Annotated in this window: 14 protein-coding genes; 5 read left to right on the plus strand and 9 right to left on the minus strand. The window is 71.0% G+C overall.

Annotated features, from left to right (window positions below; genetic code table 11):
* Positions 1-41: 41 nt before the first annotated feature.
* Positions 42-842: a ferredoxin Fer gene (gene fer, locus AC4NMM_RS08340; protein WP_491924058.1), complete on the minus strand. Its 801-nt coding sequence runs from the start codon at positions 840-842 to the stop codon at positions 42-44.
* A gap of 158 nt (positions 843-1,000) precedes the next feature.
* On the opposite strand from fer, the gene AC4NMM_RS08345 reads away from it, so the two are divergent.
* Both AC4NMM_RS08345 and AC4NMM_RS08350 read left to right on the plus strand, forming a co-directional pair.
* Positions 1,001-2,371, plus strand: coding sequence for a geranylgeranyl reductase family protein (locus AC4NMM_RS08345; protein ID WP_491924059.1), 1,371 nt, complete (start codon positions 1,001-1,003; stop codon positions 2,369-2,371).
* 4 nt (positions 2,372-2,375) lie between these two features.
* On the plus strand, positions 2,376-2,816 hold the full coding sequence (locus tag AC4NMM_RS08350; RefSeq protein ID WP_491924060.1) for a Rieske (2Fe-2S) protein: 441 nt from the start codon (positions 2,376-2,378) through the stop codon (positions 2,814-2,816).
* 443 nt (positions 2,817-3,259) lie between these two features.
* Here the strand turns inward: AC4NMM_RS08350 and AC4NMM_RS08355 are convergent, their stop codons facing one another.
* Both AC4NMM_RS08355 and AC4NMM_RS08360 read right to left on the minus strand, forming a co-directional pair.
* Positions 3,260-4,540, minus strand: a complete 1,281-nt coding sequence (locus AC4NMM_RS08355) for an amidohydrolase (RefSeq protein ID WP_096393135.1) — start codon at positions 4,538-4,540, stop codon at positions 3,260-3,262.
* A gap of 91 nt (positions 4,541-4,631) precedes the next feature.
* Positions 4,632-5,129 carry a pyridoxamine 5'-phosphate oxidase family protein gene (locus tag AC4NMM_RS08360; RefSeq protein WP_096393134.1) on the minus strand — a complete coding sequence of 166 codons (498 nt, stop codon included), beginning with the start codon at positions 5,127-5,129 and terminating at the stop codon, positions 4,632-4,634.
* A 123-nt stretch (positions 5,130-5,252) separates the two neighbouring features.
* Here AC4NMM_RS08360 and arcS point away from each other — a divergent pair, with 123 nt between their 5' ends.
* Positions 5,253-7,106, plus strand: coding sequence for an archaeosine synthase subunit alpha (gene arcS, locus AC4NMM_RS08365; protein WP_491924061.1), 1,854 nt, complete (start codon positions 5,253-5,255; stop codon positions 7,104-7,106).
* Between the two features lie 31 nt (positions 7,107-7,137).
* Here the strand turns inward: arcS and AC4NMM_RS08370 are convergent, their stop codons facing one another.
* Positions 7,138-8,748 (minus strand): SufS family cysteine desulfurase, encoded by a 1,611-nt coding sequence (locus AC4NMM_RS08370; RefSeq protein WP_491924062.1) that lies wholly within the window; start codon positions 8,746-8,748, stop codon positions 7,138-7,140.
* A 40-nt stretch (positions 8,749-8,788) separates the two neighbouring features.
* On the opposite strand from AC4NMM_RS08370, the gene AC4NMM_RS08375 reads away from it, so the two are divergent.
* The gene (locus tag AC4NMM_RS08375) at positions 8,789-9,430 is read left to right on the plus strand and encodes a type 1 glutamine amidotransferase (protein ID WP_491924063.1); all 642 of its coding nucleotides are present in this window, start codon (positions 8,789-8,791) and stop codon (positions 9,428-9,430) included.
* 75 nt (positions 9,431-9,505) lie between these two features.
* Here AC4NMM_RS08375 and AC4NMM_RS08380 read toward each other — a convergent pair whose 3' ends face one another.
* From AC4NMM_RS08380 to AC4NMM_RS08395, 4 genes are all read right to left on the minus strand, one after another.
* Positions 9,506-11,050 (minus strand): MATE family efflux transporter, encoded by a 1,545-nt coding sequence (locus AC4NMM_RS08380; protein WP_096393130.1) that lies wholly within the window; start codon positions 11,048-11,050, stop codon positions 9,506-9,508.
* A gap of 97 nt (positions 11,051-11,147) precedes the next feature.
* Positions 11,148-11,588: an EamA family transporter gene (locus AC4NMM_RS08385; RefSeq protein WP_096393129.1), complete on the minus strand. Its 441-nt coding sequence runs from the start codon at positions 11,586-11,588 to the stop codon at positions 11,148-11,150.
* Positions 11,589-11,618: 30 nt separating this feature from the next.
* Positions 11,619-13,382: a histidine kinase N-terminal 7TM domain-containing protein gene (locus AC4NMM_RS08390; RefSeq protein ID WP_491924064.1), complete on the minus strand. Its 1,764-nt coding sequence runs from the start codon at positions 13,380-13,382 to the stop codon at positions 11,619-11,621.
* Positions 13,383-13,478: 96 nt separating this feature from the next.
* Positions 13,479-14,444 (minus strand): UbiA family prenyltransferase, encoded by a 966-nt coding sequence (locus AC4NMM_RS08395; RefSeq protein ID WP_096393127.1) that lies wholly within the window; start codon positions 14,442-14,444, stop codon positions 13,479-13,481.
* A 180-nt stretch (positions 14,445-14,624) separates the two neighbouring features.
* Between AC4NMM_RS08395 and AC4NMM_RS08400 the strand changes: the two genes are divergently transcribed.
* A complete protein-coding gene (locus AC4NMM_RS08400; protein WP_491924065.1) occupies positions 14,625-15,392 on the plus strand; it encodes a VOC family protein in 768 nt (255 codons plus the stop codon).
* Positions 15,393-15,455: 63 nt separating this feature from the next.
* Here the strand turns inward: AC4NMM_RS08400 and AC4NMM_RS08405 are convergent.
* Positions 15,456-17,387: sensor histidine kinase (locus tag AC4NMM_RS08405; protein ID WP_491924066.1), on the minus strand; the 1,932-nt coding region annotated here is incomplete at its 5' end.

Consider the following 17,387-nt stretch of genomic DNA (forward strand, 5'->3'; position numbering starts at 1 on the left):
GCGCTTTCTCGCGGCCGGCTCACGTCGGAACGCGTCCGCCGTCAGTCCGACGCTCCCGTCTCGTCGGTCGGCGACGGTAGCCGCAGGTCGGCGAACGCGTCGGTGTCGCCGACGCCCGTGACGACTTTCACCTCCTCGGTGATCGGCACCCCGACGCAGGAGAGGCGCGCGTTCGTCTCCCGGATCTGCTCGTCCGAGAGGATCGACTGCCCCGGCATCGCCACGTCGCCCTCGACGACGACCACGGCGCAGTTCGAGCAGGCGCCGCCGCGGCACGCGTACGGCCACGACCGCCCGCCGCGCTCGGCGGCCTCGAGGATCGACTCGCCGGGCTCGACGAGGAAGCGGCCGTACTCCGGGAGGTCGAGGTCGGCCTCGGCCGCCTTCTCGAAGAGGCCCTCGTCGTCGAGCGACCAGCCGCGCTCGGTAAGCGTCTCGTGGTCGAGGTGGTAAACGGTCGACGGCGACCCGGTCCGCACCGGCTCGACGGACCCCTCCGCGTACCGCCGGACCACGTCGGCCGCCTCCGGGACCGGCTCGTCGGCGAGGCCGTCGAACCAGTCGCGGACCGTCGACGGCGCGAGGTTCGACTCGGCGGCGACCGCCTCGACGTCGACCCCTTCGAGGCGGGCGACGGTCGAGACGAGCCGCCCGGAGTCGAGCGCGTCGACCGTCTCCTCGACCCACTCCTCCGAGCGGCCGTACCACGAGGCGAGCTCCGCCGTGCCGATCCCTCTGTCGTACGCGACGGCGACCATCAGCGCCGCGGTCGCCTCGGCCGACCGGACCTCCGGGAGCCACGCCCGGAGGCGGTCGGCGTCGACGTGTTCGAGTTGGCCCATGTCCCTGTCGTTCGCTTCGAGGCCGTTAAACGTCGAGCCTGAACAGTTAGGCACGGGTTCGGATCGGTCGAGGAGCGGCGAATGAGGACAATCCGTTCCCGGAGATCCGACCGAAACGGGAGCAAAGAGTTTTGCCGGGGGCACGACACGGTCCGGTAATGGATATCGACGAGTACGACGTCGTCGTGGCGGGCGCCGGCACCGCCGGCTGCTACGCCGCTGCGACGATCGCGAACGAGGGGCTCGACGTCGTCATCGTCGAGCGGAAGGACGAGGAGGAGGCCGGCCACATCGCCTGCGGCGACGCCCTGAAGGGGGCCGACGCCTTCCCGGAGGCGATCCCGAAAGACCGGCTCGAACCCGCGTTCACGAACACGGGCGTCGACCACGGCCGCTTCGAGATCCCGCAGGAGGACACGGTCCTCGAGATCCCGGTCCCCGGCGAGCTCGCCGTCATCGACCGCTGGGAGTACGGCCGCCAGATCATCGCCGGCGCCGAGGACGCCGGCGTCGACTTCCACTACGACACCGTCATCAACGACGTGTTACAGGACGAGACGGGCCGCGTCACGGGGCTCCACGCGGTGCGAAAGGGCGAGCCGCGGACGTACGCGGCGGACGTCGTGATCGACGGCGCCGGGTCGCTCTCGCTGCTCCAGGACAAGGCCGACTTCGAGGGGACCACCTTCGACACGAACGTCCGCTACTCGCAGTTCTGCTCCGCCTACCGCGAGATCGTCGAGGTGCCGGAGCCGGTCGAGTGGGACGACGCCCTCGTGTTCAAAGCGACCGACCGCGCCGCGGGGTACCTCTGGTACTTCCCGCGGACGGCGACGGAGATCAACGCCGGGCTCGGCTTCCAGATGACCGAGGAGCCGATGCAGCTCGTCGAGTCGCTGAAGGAGGACCTCCGGGACCGACCCGAGTTCGAGGGCGCGGAGGTGCGCGACAAGCTCGGCGCCGCGCTGCCGACCCGACGCCCGTACGACTCGGCGGTCGCGCCCGGCTACATGGCGGTCGGCGACGCCGCCGGCCACGTGAACCCGACGACCGGCGGTGGCATCGCCGGCGCGGCGTACGCGGGCAAGTACGCCGGCGAGCAGGCGGTGAAGGCGATCTCCGACGGCGACGTGAGCGAGGAGAACCTCTGGCGGTACAACGCCCGCGTGATGGACCACTTCGGCGGGCGCTACGCCGGCCTCGACGTGTACAACGTCCTCTCGACCGCGGTCGACGTCGACGACCTGATGGGCCTGCTCGCGTCGCTGCCGGGCGAGAAGCTCGCGGAGGCGCTGTACGAGGGGTCGACCTCGATGTCGTTCGGGCTGAAGGTGAAGGCGGCGATCAAATCCTTCGGCTACTGGGGGACGATCCGGAACTTCTACCAGACGAAGTCGCTGGCCGACGAGCTGATCGGCCACTACGACGAGTACCCGACGAGCCCCGCCGCGATGGCCAACTGGACCCGCGAGCGCGACGACATCATGGACCGCGTCTACGAGACGACCGGCGCCGACGCGAAGTACTGAGCCCGTGAGCGGCTACCGACTCACTACCGTCGAGACGGTGCGCGAGGAGGGATCGTGGGGGTTCACGGCCCGCGAGGGCGACGAAGACCGCGAGGTGTTCCTCGTGCCGTGTGCGGACGAGCCCGAGGGTAGCGAGGAGCAGCCCGTCCGCGCGTGGATCAACCGCTGTACCCACGAGGAGCAGCGACTCCACCGGGAGGGGGTTGGCGCCGTGACGCGGGGCGGCTCCGTCGTCTGCCCGAAGCACGGCTCGGCGTTCGATTCCTGTGAGGGCTCCTGCGACAACGGCGAGGCCGCGGGCACGACGCTCCGCTCGATCGATATCGAGGTGCGCGACGGCGCGGTGTTCCTCACGGACGACGACCTCACGTACCTCTACGAGGGGTTACCCGACGACGAGGGCGACGACGACGGGCCGGCGTCGAGTTCGCACCTGACGTTCTGAGTTGCGAAGATCCGAGAGGCAGACTCGTGGTCGGCTCTTTTTAAATAGGCGACTGCGGGGGTGACGTTCATCGAAGCCCCAGCCGTGAGGCTGTACGGTTTTATTTATAAGTGACCGTGCGACACCAACACCGACACCACCGAAGCCCCAGCCGTGAGGCGGGCGCACGCTCGCTGCGGTCCTCGTCGCTCACTTCGTTCGCTCCTGCGGTCCTTACGTCGCCTGCGCCCGCCTCACGGCTGCCCCTTCGGGTCCCGCCCCGCACAGCACCGCAGCCTCACACCTCCCCAACCTCGTCGGTCGCCGTCGCTTCGCTCGGCGACCGACTCCCTCGCGTGTGCGACTCGCGCCCTACGGGCGCTCGTCGGCACGCGCCACCGCATTCATTTATAAAGGTCGTCGAAGGGGTTTTTAAATACTGGTCAGAAAAGCGCTCCGGACCCCTATGGCCGCGTCTCGGCGACCCGCCGGATCGCGCCGGCGATCACGTCGATACCGATCGCGATGTCGTCCTCGACGACGTCGAAGTCGCTCGTGTGGTGGCCGCCGGGGTGGTCGGTGCCGACGCCGAGGTAGCAGGCGAGCCCGCCCTGCTCCTGGACGTAGTTCATCAGGTACGTCGCGTCCTCGGAGCCGCCGAGCTCGTCGCTGTCGACGATGTTCGTGACGCCGGCGACGTCGCTCGCGGACTCGCCGACGAGTTCGGCGAGCGCGTCGTCGCTCGTCGCGCTGGGCGCCTCGCCGAGCGTCGATACCTCGACCTCGCAGTCGTGCATCTCCGCGGCCGAGTCGAGGACCCGGTCGGCGTGGTCGGACATGTACTCGGCGAGGTCAGTCGTCTGCCCGCGCACCTCGCCCTCGATGTACGACTCCTCGGGGATGATGTTCGTCGCGGTGCCGCCGCCGACGAGCCCGGCGTTCACCCGCGTCGGGCCGTCCGCGTGCCGCGGGATGGCGTAGAGGTTCTGGATCGCGGCCGCCATCGCCTGAACCGTGTTCCGGCCCTGCTCGGGGCGCGCGCCGGCGTGCGCGGGTTCCCCCGTGAACTCGGCGAGGAAGTGCCGCACCGCGAGGAACCCCTCGATGCCGCAGACGACCTCGCCGGAGGGGTGATCTAAGCCGACGTGGACCGCGTACAGGTAGTCGACGTCGTCGAGGTGGCCCGACTCGGCCATCGGCTTCCCGCCGACGATCTGCTCTTCGCCCGGCTGGAAGAACACCTTCAGCGTGCCCGAGAAGTCGGAGTCGAGGACGGCGTCGAGCGCGCCGAGCCCCATCGTCGCGTGGGCGTCGTGACCGCAGGCGTGCATGAACCCCTCGTGTTCGGAGCGGAACCCCTCCCCGACCGGGACGTGGTCGCCCGACTCCGACTCCGTGATCGGGAGGCCGTCGATGTCGACGCGCAGGCCGACCACGGGGCCGTCGCCGCGCTCGACGACCGCGACGCAACCGGTGTAGCCGCCGGAGAGCTCGTCGAGAATCTCGGGGTCGGCGCCCGCCTCGCGGGCCCGCTCCTCCCACTCCGCCAGTTCCTCGTCGTCCGGGACGTTCAGGCGCTCGTCGGCCGCCAGCGCGTCGGGCCCGACGTGGAGCTCCGTCAGGTCGCGCTCGCGGAGGGCCTCGACGATGCGGGCGGTGGTGTAGAACTCGCGCCACGCGGGCTCGGGGTGGCGGTGGAGGTCGCGGCGGAACGCGCGGTACTCGTCGCTGTCGAGAGCGCTCATACCACCCGGTGGCCCGGCGACCGCTTAAACGATCGCCTCGCGGAGAGCGACGCCGGCCGACGCGCTCAGAGACCGCCCGCCCGGGCTCGGGTCACTCCTCCGCCGTCCCCATCCGCTCCGAGTAGTCCCACGCGTGGAGCCGCTCGGGTTCGATACGGATCTCCACCTCGTCGCGCTCGGGCCGCAGGAGCCGGTCGGCGGTCGCGTTGTCGGTCCCGCCGAGGTACTTCGTCAGCAGCGACCGCAAGAGCCGCTTGTCCTCGTCCGGGACGACCGTCGCGCGGCCGCGACCGCGGACCCCTTTATAAGGTGGGTCGTTCGTCGACACGTCGAACGAGACCTCGTCGTCGTGTTCGACGAACTCCACGAGGTCGGCGCTCGCGCTCGTCGCGCACCGGATAGCGCCGGCGTGGTCGTCGGAACCGCGTTCGGCGTCGGGCCCGCTCCCCGCGTCCGGGTCCCACGCGAACCACAGCGAAACGATCCAGGGGCGATCGCTCGGCGTGCGGCAGCCGAGGCGGACCGGGACGCGCGCGGCGCCGAGGTACTCGTCGACGCGCTCGCGGTCCCACGGGCCGGTCGGGTCCATACCGATCCCTCGGCCGCGTTCCGCCTAACAGTTGCGGCGAAGCGCTCGGACGGCGGTCCGCGAGACGCCACCCGGCCGACCGCGGAACACAAGAGAATTGACCGTCCCCGCGCGAGTGGTGGTATGACCGACTACTTCGAGGTCCACGAGCGCGACGGCGCCGCCCGCCTCGGGGCGATCCGCCTCGCCGACCCCGTGACGACGCCGGCGCTCGCGGACCCGTTCCTCGACGACGCCGGGAGCCTCTGGGCCGCCGACCGCGAGGTGCCCGACGGCGACGAGAGCGCGCTCACGGTGCTGCCGCACCGGTCGTTCCCGGCCGGCACGCGCGACGAGGTGCGCGAGTCGTTCGCGGTCGAGCATCCGGACGCAGGGTTCCCCTCCGCGGCGGTCGTCGACAGCCGGAGCGCCCGCGACCTCGGCGCCGACGCGTACCTCCTCTCGGACGCGCAGGGGTTCGTCGGCCACGGCGAGGCGTTCCGTGACGCGATCGTCCGGGCGAAGGAACGCCTGCCGCCCGACGCCGCGCTCGGCCTCTCAGGGGTCGCCACGCCGCGGAACGTCGCGCTGCTCGCGTACGCCGGCGTCGACCTCGTCGACGAGACGCTCGCGCGGACGAAGGGCACGCAGGGGATGTACCTCACCGCCGACGCGGAACACTTCCTCGAGGACCTCGACGAGCTGCCGTGCGCCTGTCCGGCCTGCGCGACCCACCGGAGCGAGTTCACCCGCGCCGACTGCGCCGACCACAACGTCAACGCGCTCCGCGCCGAGCTGCGCCGCGTCCGCGAGCGGATCCGGAGCGGCCGCCTGCGAGATTACATTGAAGGACAGGCCCGCCACGAGGGGTGGCTCACGGCCGCGTTCCGCGAGTTCGACGACCAGTGGGGGTACCTCGAAGAACGGACGCCGCTCATGCGCGACGCCGAGGTGACGGCCGCGTCCGCGGAGACGCTCGACCGCGTCGAGATCCGGCGGTTCGCCGACCGCGTCACGAGCCGCTACCGCAATCGATTCACCGACCAGCCGCTCGTGCTCGTCCCCTGCTCGGCGACGAAGCCGTACAGCGACTCCCAGAGCCACCGCCAGTTCCACGACGCGATCCAGTGGCGCGGCCACACCGTCTCGATGACCTCGCCCATCGGCGTGGTCCCGCAGGAGCTGGAGACGACCTACCCCGCCCAACACTACGACTCGGTCGTCACCGGCGACTGGAGCGAGGACGAGATTTCGTTCGTCGCGGAGGTGCTGCGGCGGTACCTCGAACGCAACGACTACTCGCGCGTCATCGCGCACGTTCCCGAGGACGGCTACCGCGAGATCTGCGAGCGCGTCGAGCGCGACCCCGCGGTCGACGTCGACTTCGAGTACACCTGCGTCGACCACCCGACGACCGACGAGTCGCTCGGCGAACTGAACGCGGCGCTTCAGGGCGAGCCCGCCTACAGCAAGCGCGAGCGCGAGCACAACACCGTCCGCGCCATCGCGGACTACCTCCTCGGCGACGGCGCGGGCGACGACCTCTTCGGCGGGCTCGGCGCGGGCGGCGGGGAGGCCGGCGACGGCGACGAGGCGGACCGATACGGCGGCGAGGCCGACGTGCGAACCACCGGGCGCTACCCGAAGCTCCAGGTGTGGGGCGACGACTCCGACGCCGGCCGCGAGGGCGAGCCGGGCGAGCAGCTGGCGACGATGGTCCCGCAGTACGGCACCCTCTCCTTCACCCTCGACGGCGCGCGCCGCTGGGTCGAGAGCGACGCGCCGACGAAGCGGGTCGAGATCGACGCGTTCGTCCCGCACGGCTCCGTCCTCGCGCCCGGCGTCGTCGACGCCGACGACGGGATTCGGGTCGGCGACGAGGTCGTGGTCGAGGGCCCGAAGGCGTTCGCGGTCGGCCGCGCGGCGATGTCCGGCCCGGAGATGGCGGGGGCGACGCGGGGGGTCGCGGTCGAGGTTCGACACGCCGACGAGAAGTGACCGAGCCCCGAAAGACGACGCGGTAGCGGTCCTACGCGCTGTTCTCCTCGACGTACTCCCGAGCCGCCTCTCGGATGACGTCCTCCGGGCCTTCGACGCACTCGCGTCGGAGGTCGGGGTACTGTCCGTCGAGCTCGCGGGCGACGTACCCGTCGAGGTCGGCGACCGCCTCGACCGACATCCCGGCGAGGTGCTCCGAGAGGAGGCTGGCGACGGCGCGGCTGACCGCACAGCTCCGGCTCTCGAAGGCGATCTCCTCGATGCGGCCGTCGGCGATCGCGACGTGGAACTCGCCGTCGTCGCCGCAGGTCGTCTCCTCGGAGGACTTCACGAACGTCGGATCGGTGAGTGCGCCCGGGTTACGGGGGCGGTGGTAGTGTTCGCTGACGAGATCGTGGTAGCGGTCGGAGGCGAGGTACGCGTCCAGGTCGTCTCGGGCGGTGTCGACGACGTCGAGGAGGCGGTCGACGTCCGCGCGGGTGTTGTAGACGTAGAACGACGCCCGCGCGGAGCCGGGGATGTCGAGCCGGTCGTGGAGCGGCTGCGTGCAGTGGTCGCCGGCGCGGATGGCGATGCCTCGATCGTTGAGGAGGCTGGAGAGGTCGTGCCCGTGGACGCCCTCGACGTTGAACGAGACGAGGCCGGTGCGCTCCTCGCCGACGCCGGGACCGTACGTCCGGACGAACTCTCGGTCGGCGAGTTCTCTGAGGAGGTACTGCGCGAGCTCGTTCTCGTGGTCGCGGACGGCGTCCATTCCCAGTTTCTCGAGATAGTCGACGGCCGCGCCGAGCGCGATACCCTCCGCGATCGGCGGCGTACCCGCCTCGAACTTCCAGGGAAGCTCGTTCCACGTCGAGTCGGTGAGCGTGACGTTCCGGATCATCTCTCCGCCGAACAGGAACGGGTCGAGCTCCGCCAAGATCTCGCGTTTCCCGTACAGTCCCCCGACCCCGGTGGGGCCGGCGAGCTTGTGGCCGCTGAACGCGAAGAAGTCCGCGTCCATCGCCCCCACGTCGACGGGCCGCGTCGGGGCGGACTGGGCGCCGTCGACGACCGCGTACGCGTCGTGGTCGTGTGCGAGGGCCGCGAGGTCGGCAACGGGATTGACCGTCCCGAGCACGTTCGAGACGTGGGGGACAGAGACGACCGCGGTGTCGTCGGTGACGAGGTCGCGGGCGGCGTCCATGTCGAGGTGGCCGTCGGCCGTGACGGGAATGTGGCGGACGGTCGCACCCGTGCGCTCGGCGATCTGCTGCCAGGTGACCAGCGAGGCGTGGTGGTCCATCTCCGTCGCGACGATCTCGTCGCCCTCGCTGAGACGCCGGCTGAGACCGTACGCGACGAGGTTGATGCTCTCGGTGGTGTTCTTGGTGAAGACGATCTCCTCGCGGCCGTCCGCGCCGAGGAAGTCGGCGACGCGGTCGTGCGCCTCTTCGTAGGCGAGCGAGGCCTCGTGGCTGAGCTCGTGGATCCCCCTGTGGATATTCGCGTTGTACCCCGCGTAAAACTCCTCGAAGACGTCGTACACCTGCTGGGGCGTGTGCGTGGTCGCGGCGTTGTCGAGGTAGGTGAGCGGATGCCCGTTCACGCGTCGGTCGAGCACGGGGAAGTCCGAACGAACCGCTTCGGCATCGAAACTCATGTAACTACCAAGAGATCAGTTCTATTTAAATAACTCCCAGATGATATTGGTACTCGATAACGCGGTCGACGGCGGCTACATGGCCGACGAGATCGTCCACTTCCTGCCCGACGCCCGCGTGTACAACTACCCGAACGAGGACGGTGACCCGGCCCTCGATAACGTGGACGGCGTCGTCATCGGCGGCAGCGAGGTCGGCGTGTACGACGAGCCCGACCAGCCGTGGATCGCGGCCCAGAAGCGGTTCGCGCGCCGGCTCGTCGAGGAGGGCGTCCCGACCCTCGGCATCTGCTTCGGCCATCAGATTCTGAACGCCGCCCTCGGCGGCGCGGTCGCGGACAGCGGGACCTCCCGCCTCCGGCTCCACGACGCCGAACTCGCCGCCGACGAGCCGCTGTTCGACGGCGTCGAACCGAGCGTGCCCGTCCTTCACTCCGACGTCGTGACGGAGCTCGGCGACGGGATGGAGGTCATCGGGCGCGCGGACTACTACGAGTACTTCGCCACGCGCCACCGCGACCGGCCCGTCTGGTCGGTCCAGTATCACCCCGAATTTACGCCTCGGATCACAGACGAGTACGACGACTGGGAGGCGGCCGACGGCTCCTTCGAGGACTCCACCGCCACCCGGACGCTCGCCAACTTCGCGGACCTCGTCGAGTCGTCCGAGAGCGAATCGTAGCGTCCACTCCACTTCTCCGGGACGGCAACCGCAGACGACTCGCGTCGAAAAGCCGCCGGACGACGGGTCAGCGGCTCAGTCGTCCGCGGTCGCCCCGGGGCGGTACGCCTCGCTGATCTTCTTCCACTTCCCGGAGCGGAAGCGGAGGTAGTTGATCGCGGCGGGGATCGTCGTCTCCGCCATGAACGCGAGGTACAGGCCCCACAGTCCGATCGCGGGCAGCGCGACCTGCGGGAGCGTGACGCCGACTAGGGGGAGGTCGATCGCCGGCGTCGCGTCGTGCGCGCCGACGTACGCGAGGGGAATCGACACGCAGAACATCCCGAGGAACTGGCTCGCGAAGGGGATCTTCGTGTCGCCGGCGGCGTCGAGCGGGCCGGCCGCGCCGCCCGAGACGCCCTGGAAGATCACCGCCGCGCAGGCCGCGTACACGAGGTTGACGGCGATCGGGATCTCCGGGCTTTCGGGCGACTGGGCGAACAGCGAGACGATGTCCGTCGCGAAGACCGCGATCAACACCGCGGAGACCGCGTACGTCGCCACCGAGAAGCGGATGATGTCGCGGGCGTACGCCTCGGCCTCCTCGGGGCGCTCGACGCCGAGCTCCTGCCCGACGAGGCTGGAGGAAGCGAGGCCGAACCCCCAGCCGGGGGTGTTCATGATCCCCCAGATGCGGCGGGCGATGACGAACGCGGCCACGGTGTTCTCGCCGAACACGTCGAGGATGGCGAGCATCGGGAACTCCGCGGCCGTCCAGACGAGGTTGCGCGCGCCGACGGGCACGCCGATCTCGACGAGGTCGCGGAGCATGCCGGGGTTGAGGTACGAGCCGGTCGCGTCGATCGCGACCGGGAACTCGCCGACGAGCGGCGCGCTCCCGCGGACGAGGCCGACGGTGAACCCGGCGACCGCGAGCACGTTCGAGAGGACGGTGCCGACCGCGGCGCCCTCGACGCCCCAGCCGAGGCCGAAGATGAACAGCGCGCTGAGGACGATGTTCGCGACCGCGCCGCCGGCGCGGACCTGCATCGCGGTGTAGGCGTCGTCGCAGCCGACCAGCACGCGGCTGCCGACGAGGTTGAGCGCGGCGAAGGGGACGCCGAGCCCGACCACGCGGAGGTAGTCGGCGCCGTAGGCGATCGCCGCCTCGTTGCTGCTCAGCACGTCGATGAACGCCGGCGCGTACAGCCAGAACGCGCCGCTGACGGGGACGCTGATCGCGATCACGAGGAGGACGCTCGACCGGACCGCGTCGCCGAGCTCGACGAACGCCTCGGCGCTGTACCGCTGGGAGACGAGGGCGATGGTGCCGCCCGCGACGCCGCCGCCGAGCGCGAACGCGAGCCCCCAGTACGGGCCCGCGAAGCCGACGCCGGCGACGGCGCTGGTGCCGACCGCGACGCCGACCATCGCGACGTCGACCGCGTTCTTCGACATCCGGGCGATACCCGTCACGATCCGCGGCCACGCGAGGTCGGTGGTCCGGACCACGCGGTGGCGGTCGATCAGCCCGACCCTCGCGAGTGCGAAGCCGATGTATAAGATTAGCAGCCGGAACGGGTTCGGGAGGTCGGCGACGTACGAGATCAGCGCGCGGAGGGAACTCGGAAGGCGAGACACGGCGGGTGCGCCCCTTTCCCGCTGGCGGCTAAAGGGGTTTCGTCACGCGGCAGGCCGTTCCGGATCGCGGGGTCGGCGGGCCGGGATCGACCCACCGTCAGGCGCCGGAGACGAGGTACACCGCGGCGGCCGCGAAGACGATTCCGAGCCCCTTCCGGGCCGTGAACGACTCGCCGAGGAACAGGAAGCCGATCACCGACGAGAAGACGAGGAACATCGCGAAGATGGGGGTCACGACGCTCACCGGGCCGAGCGAGAGCGATCGGTACAATGCGAGGATGCCGATCCCGAGGAACACGCCCGCCGCGAGCACGTGGGCCAGCTTCGGCGACGCGAGGTGCGTCGTGAACCCCTGCCCGGTGTACGCGATCACGCCGACCGCCATGGCGACGAGCAGGGTGTTCGAGACGACGACGGCGACGTCGCTCGGGATCGCGTTCGGACCGGTCGTTGCGACGCGCATCAGCGGCGAGACGAGCGCGTACGCGCCCATCGCGAGCAGCGCGTACGGGAGATACGTCGTGGCCGTAGCGTCCATACAGCCGGGTCGCCGCCCGGCGTCAAGTGCCTATCGACCCGCGTTCGGCGGCGGGCCGAGCGAGCCCGACTCGTCGCTCGGCGCCGGGTCATCGAGGTGCGGATCCGGGGGCTCACCGTCCGGGCCGGCGCCCGGCGTCTCCGAGCGGTCGACAGGGACGCAGACCGTCACGACGGTCCCGGTCGGCTCGCGCTCGTCGAACGAGATCCGCCCGCCGAGGTGGTCGACGCCCCACTTGACGATCCACAGGCCGATCCCGCTGCCGTGTCGCAGCGGCGTCTCCGTGCCGCGGTCCAACACGTCGTACTCGGCGGGGTCGATCCCGGGCCCGTCGTCCGCGACCGCGGCGTCGATCCGCATCCACGGCGCGTCCGCGTCGTTGTGTCTGACCGCGTTCGTACAGAGGTTCCCCAAGACGACCTCCAACACGACCGGAACCGGGACCGGCGCCACCTGCCCGACCTCGATCCGCGCGTCGGGGGCGACGGCTCTCGCCTCCGCGACGGCCTCGTCGACGGCGTCCGTGAGCGGCGCCGTCTCGGACTCCTCCGTCGGGTCGAACAGCTCGCCGGCGGTCCGGGTGCGCTCGCTGAGTTCGAGCATCCGCCCGGCGCTCTCCTCGATGATCGAAAGGGCGCGCTCGTCGGTCGGGTCCGAGCGGAGCTGTTCGGCGTACCCCTGGATGAGGTTGGTCTCCGTCCGAACGTCGTGACGGAACACGCGGTTCAAGACGTTGAGCCGCTGCTGTTGGCCGAGGTACGCCCCGACGTCGTGGAAGGTGATCACCCGGGCCGTGGTGCGGTCGTGGTCGTCGACGACGTCCCGAACCGTCGCCTCGTACGGCCGTTGGCCGTCGCGGCCGACGATCGGTATCGGCCGCGGTTTGTCGGCGTCGGTGCCGTCGAGCTCGCGGATCGCGTCGTACTTCGGCACGACGGTCGCCGCGGGCTCGCCGATCGCGTCGCGTCGGTCGATCCCGAACGTCTCGGCCGCGCACTCGTTCAGGTCGACGAGGAGGCCCTCCGTGCCGACGACGAAGACGGGGTCGTGAAGCTGCTCAAAGACGAGCTGCCGGGCGCGGCGGCGGGGGGCCGGCGCGAGCGTCAGCAGGCGGAACCGCGAGAGCGCGAGCAGGTACGCCACGCCGGAGACCGCGAACGCCAGCGGGGTGGGGTCGAGCCCGGGGATCGGCACCGCGCCGGAGAGGTGCGCGAGGTTCCCGGCCCACGGCGCAGCGGTCCCGACGAGCAGCGCCGCGCTCTGTCCCCGGAACGGGCGGGCGTCGTCGCGGATCAGCTGGATCAGCGGAACCGATCCGACCGCTCCGAGGAGGTAGGTGTACCCCGCGATGACGTAGTACAGCGGGCCGGGGACGACGTCGAGGAACGTCCCGACGGCTGTCTCGCGCACGACCCGGTCGACCGCGAGGAGGTCGCCCGGGTCGCCGGCGGCGGCGACCGCGACGGTGGCGACCGGAATGACCGACACGAGCGCCACGGAGAAGGGCGTCACGTAGCGGTCGTAGCCGGTGTACGCCAGCGCGAAGAAGAGCCAGCCGACCGGGATCGCGACGACGCCGACCCACTGGACGTCGTACCAGAGCGCCTTCGCCGGCAGCGTCGTCGCCTCCAGCTCGAAGACGAGGAACGTCGCCCACCACACCTGTCCGGTGAGCAGCACCGCGAGCCACGTCGCGCCCGGCTCCGGCCGCTCCCGCCACGCGAGGATCGCCGCCGCCAACCCGACCGTGACCGCGACGAGGAGGGCGACGGAGAGGGGACTCAGCGCGGCCATACCGTTTTTTACGCACATTGGATTTATAACTCATCGGGTCGAGTTGTCTTATCGAAAAAACCGGCCGTTGGGGCCCTCGGACCCGCGGACGCGACCTCACCAGCCGATCGCGAGGAGGACGGCGCCGGCGACGAGGTAGCTACAGTCGGGCGCGACCCCGAGCGCCGCGCCGCCGAGCCGGTCGGCCAGCGCGGTGACGGTCACCGAAACGGCGAGGCCGACGCCGAGCGCGGCGAGGGCGGGGGTCGACGCGGCGCCGGTCGCGGCGGTGGCCGCCAGCAGTCCGGCGGCGACGGCGTCGACGGCCAGCAGGGCCCGCCGCGTTCCGCTGACTCCGTAGACGACGGGGAGCGTCGCCACGCCCCGCGCGGCGTCGGCCGCGACGTCCCTGACGTTCGGGACCTCGACGTCGACGAACGAGCGGGCGAAGACGTAGGCGAAAAGCAGGGCGACCGCGGGCGCTCCGGCCGAGTCCACGGGAACGCCGGCGAACGCGAGCGGCGCGGCCACGACGGCGACCGCCCAGGCGAGCGCGACCGCCGCGGAGTTGAGGAGGAACACGTCCTTCAGGCGCGGCACGGAGACCTCGCCGAGCGGCGCGACGAGGTCCCCCGCGGCCGGCAGCCAGTCGGTGGCGTAGCCGATCCACACCGCACCGGGGACGAGGACGAGCGCGAGCGCCGCGGGACCCGCGCCGGCCGCGAGCGCGACGGCCAGCCCGTAGCTCACCGCGGCGGCGACCATCAGCTGATCGGCGTAGCGGAGCGCGATCCGCGCCCGCACTGGCGTCGAGCCGATGTCGCCCTCGGCGTCGGCGACGTGGTCCGCGGCGTACACCGCGAACGCGACGAGCCCCACCGCGACCGGCGCGGCCGAGAGCGGCACGCCGAGCGCGGCCGTCACGACCGCCACCTCGACGGCGGCGACGAGCCCCGCGAACGGCGCCCCCGCCACGAACGCGGCGACCAGCCGGAGCGTCCCCGAGTCGGAGGGTGTTGCGTGCGAGCGATACTGCGCTGTCGTGCCGTCCGGCGCGGACGGCCTCGTGGGTTCGTTTGCCATTTGAACGTTCGCCGCCCGAAGACGGCGAACGTCCGGTATGGGGGATCGAGACGTATCTATCCACTCCGTACGGTGTTAATAAAACGAGACTCCTCGCGGTATCTGTCCCCTCCGCTTCGGCGCCGCGAGGCGGGTTCGGGCTTCAGTACGCTTTTGACCCGAGCGGCCGATCGCTCGCGTATGGACGGAACGCTCGACCACGTGATGATCCGCGTCGAGGACTTAGAGGAGAGCCTCGACTGGTACCAGACGCACCTGAACTACGAGGAGAAGGGCCGCTGGGAGGCGGACACGTTCACCAACGTCTTCCTCGGGCCCGAGGACGTCCACGAGGACGGCGCCCTCTTGGAGCTCACGTACAACCACGACGGCCGCACCTACGAGATCGGCGACGCCTGGGGCCACATCGCGGTCCGCGTCCCCGAGGACGCGCTCCAAGACTCGTACGACCAGCTGATGGCGGAGGGCGTCGAGGACTACCGCGACCCCGAGTCCTGCGGGAACCGCTACGCGTTCGTGAAGGACCCCGACGGCCACGAGATCGAGATCGTCAAGCGCGACCACGGCGCGAAGTGGAGCATCGACCACACGATGATCCGCGTCGAGGACGCCGACGAGGCGCTCGGCTACTGGACCCGCAAGTTCGAGTACACCGAGGTACCCGGCCGCTGGGAGGCGGACTCCTTCTCGAACTACTTCGTGGCGCCCGAGGACGCCCCGGACGAGGCGATGAAGATCGAACTCACCTACAACTACGACGGCCGCGAGTACACGATGGGCGACGCCTGGGGCCACGTCGCGGTGCGCGTCGACGACCTCGACGACGCCTGGGACGACCTCATGACCCGCGAGGCGCCCGACTACCGCGACCCCGAATCGTGCGACCACAACTACGCGTTCACGAAGGACCAAGACGGCCACGAGGTCGAGCTGGTCACGCGGGACTAACGAGACCGCGCGAAAAGCCGACCGTTCGAACCCGACTTTTTCTCCCGTCGCGTCTCGAAGCGGTCAGTCCGCGGATTCGACCCCGGTGACTTCGAAGCGCGCCCCGCCCGCCTCGCTCTCGACGGCGCGCACCGACCACCCGTGCGCGTCGGCCACCTGTTCGACGATCCGTAACCCGAACCCGGTCCCCGACTGCGAGGTCGAGTGGCCGGCGTCGAACACCGCCTCGCGCCGGTCCGGGTCGATCCCCGGCCCGTCGTCGGCCACGGAGAAGCCGTCCGGCAGCGTTCCGACGGTGACCGTCACGTCCTCGCCGCCGTGTTCGATCGCGTTCCGGATCAGGTTCTCCAACAGCTGTCTCAGCCGCCCCTCGTCCGCGAGGATCGTCCCCTCGGCCTCGCTCCGCAGCGTCGCGTCCCTCGTGTCGACGGTCCGCCAGCAGGAGCCGACGACCCGCGCCAGATCGACCGGCTCGGCGTCGGTCACGGGGTCGCCCTCGCGGGCGAGCGTGAGCAGGTCGTCGATCAGCGCGGTCATCCGGTCGTGCGCGCGCTCGACCGCAGCCAGGTGGTCGCTGTCGCACTCCTCGCGGGCCAGTTCGGTCCGGCCGCGAGCGACCTCAAGCGGGTTCCGGAGGTCGTGTGACACCACGCCGGCGAACTCCTCTAACCGGTCGTTCTGCCGCTCCAGCTCGGCGGTCCGCTCGGCGAGCCGTCGGGTGCGCGCCTCGGCCTGGAACGCCGTCTCGGCCGCGGTCGCGAGGATGCCGGCGAGGTACTCGTCGACCCCGTCGAACACCCCCGGCTCCGTCTCGCCGATCGCGATCGTCCCGTACTCGCCGATCGGGACGATAAGCAGGCTGCGCAGCGCCGTGTCGGCGTCGAGCGCGTCGGTCGTTCGGATGTCGTCGTACATCCGTTGTTCGCCCGCCTCGAAGACCGCCCAGTTGAGGCTCCCGCCGTCGGGCGTGAACGTCTCGCGCTCCGGGAGCAGCCGCTCGGCCTCGGGCGAGACGGCGGACGGCACCAGTCCGCCCGCCGCCTCGTCGTGGACCCGGACGGTGACGATCGAGAAGCCCAGCACGTCGGTGGCGGCCTCCACGGCCCGCTCGGCGATCTCCTCCCGGGACTCCGCCCCGACGAGCGTTCGCGTGGCCCCGTGGAGCCGCTCGACGCGGCTCTCTCGCTCGACGCGGTCGAGCGCCGCCTCGAGGTGGCCGGAGAGGATCTCGGCCACGAGGACGTCGGTGTCGGTGAACTCGTTCGGCTCCGGCGACGAGACGACGAACAGCCCGTGGCCGCCGACCGGGCGCAACACGAGGCTCTCCGCGGGCGAGGACTCGTCGAGCCGGTCGGCCGACGAGAGCTCGTCGATGACAATCGACTCGTCTCCCTCGAAGGCCTCCCACGCCAGCGCCGCCCGCGTCCCCGGCGGTGCGTCCCGGTCGTAGGAGGGCTGGCTCTCGAACAGCGTCGGTACCGAGTCGCCGAGCGCGACCGGTTCGAGGCGGGATCCGTCGTCGTTCAGCAGGTGGATCCCGCTCAGCCCGGCGTCGATCAGGTCGTCGACCGCCTCCACCGCCAGTTCGGCCGCCTCCTCGGTGGTCCGGGTGTAGTTGAGCTCCCGCGTCCACTCTCGGAGCCGGGCGAGGGTCCGCTCGCGCTCCTTCCGCGCGGAGACGTCGCGCGTGGTGACGACGTACCCCTCGATGCCGTCGGTCTCGATCCGGTCGCTCCCGACGGACTCGAGCCAGCGATACTCGCCCTCGGCGGTCTCGAACCGGTACTCGGCGGTCGGGAGGCTCTCGCCGGCGGTGAGTTCGCCGAACGCCGTTCTGACCGCCTCGCGGTCCTCCGGGTGGACGTAGTCCAGCGACCGCTCGCCGAGCAGATCGGACGGCGCGTGGGCCGGCCTGGCCCGCGGCCTGGGGGGCGCGGTGCGGGACGGCCGAGCGCTCCGGCCGTCCGCCGCCGCCGGGGGGGCGCGCGGCGTGGG

It is taken from the genome of Halorubrum sp. SD41, from assembly GCF_058630335.1.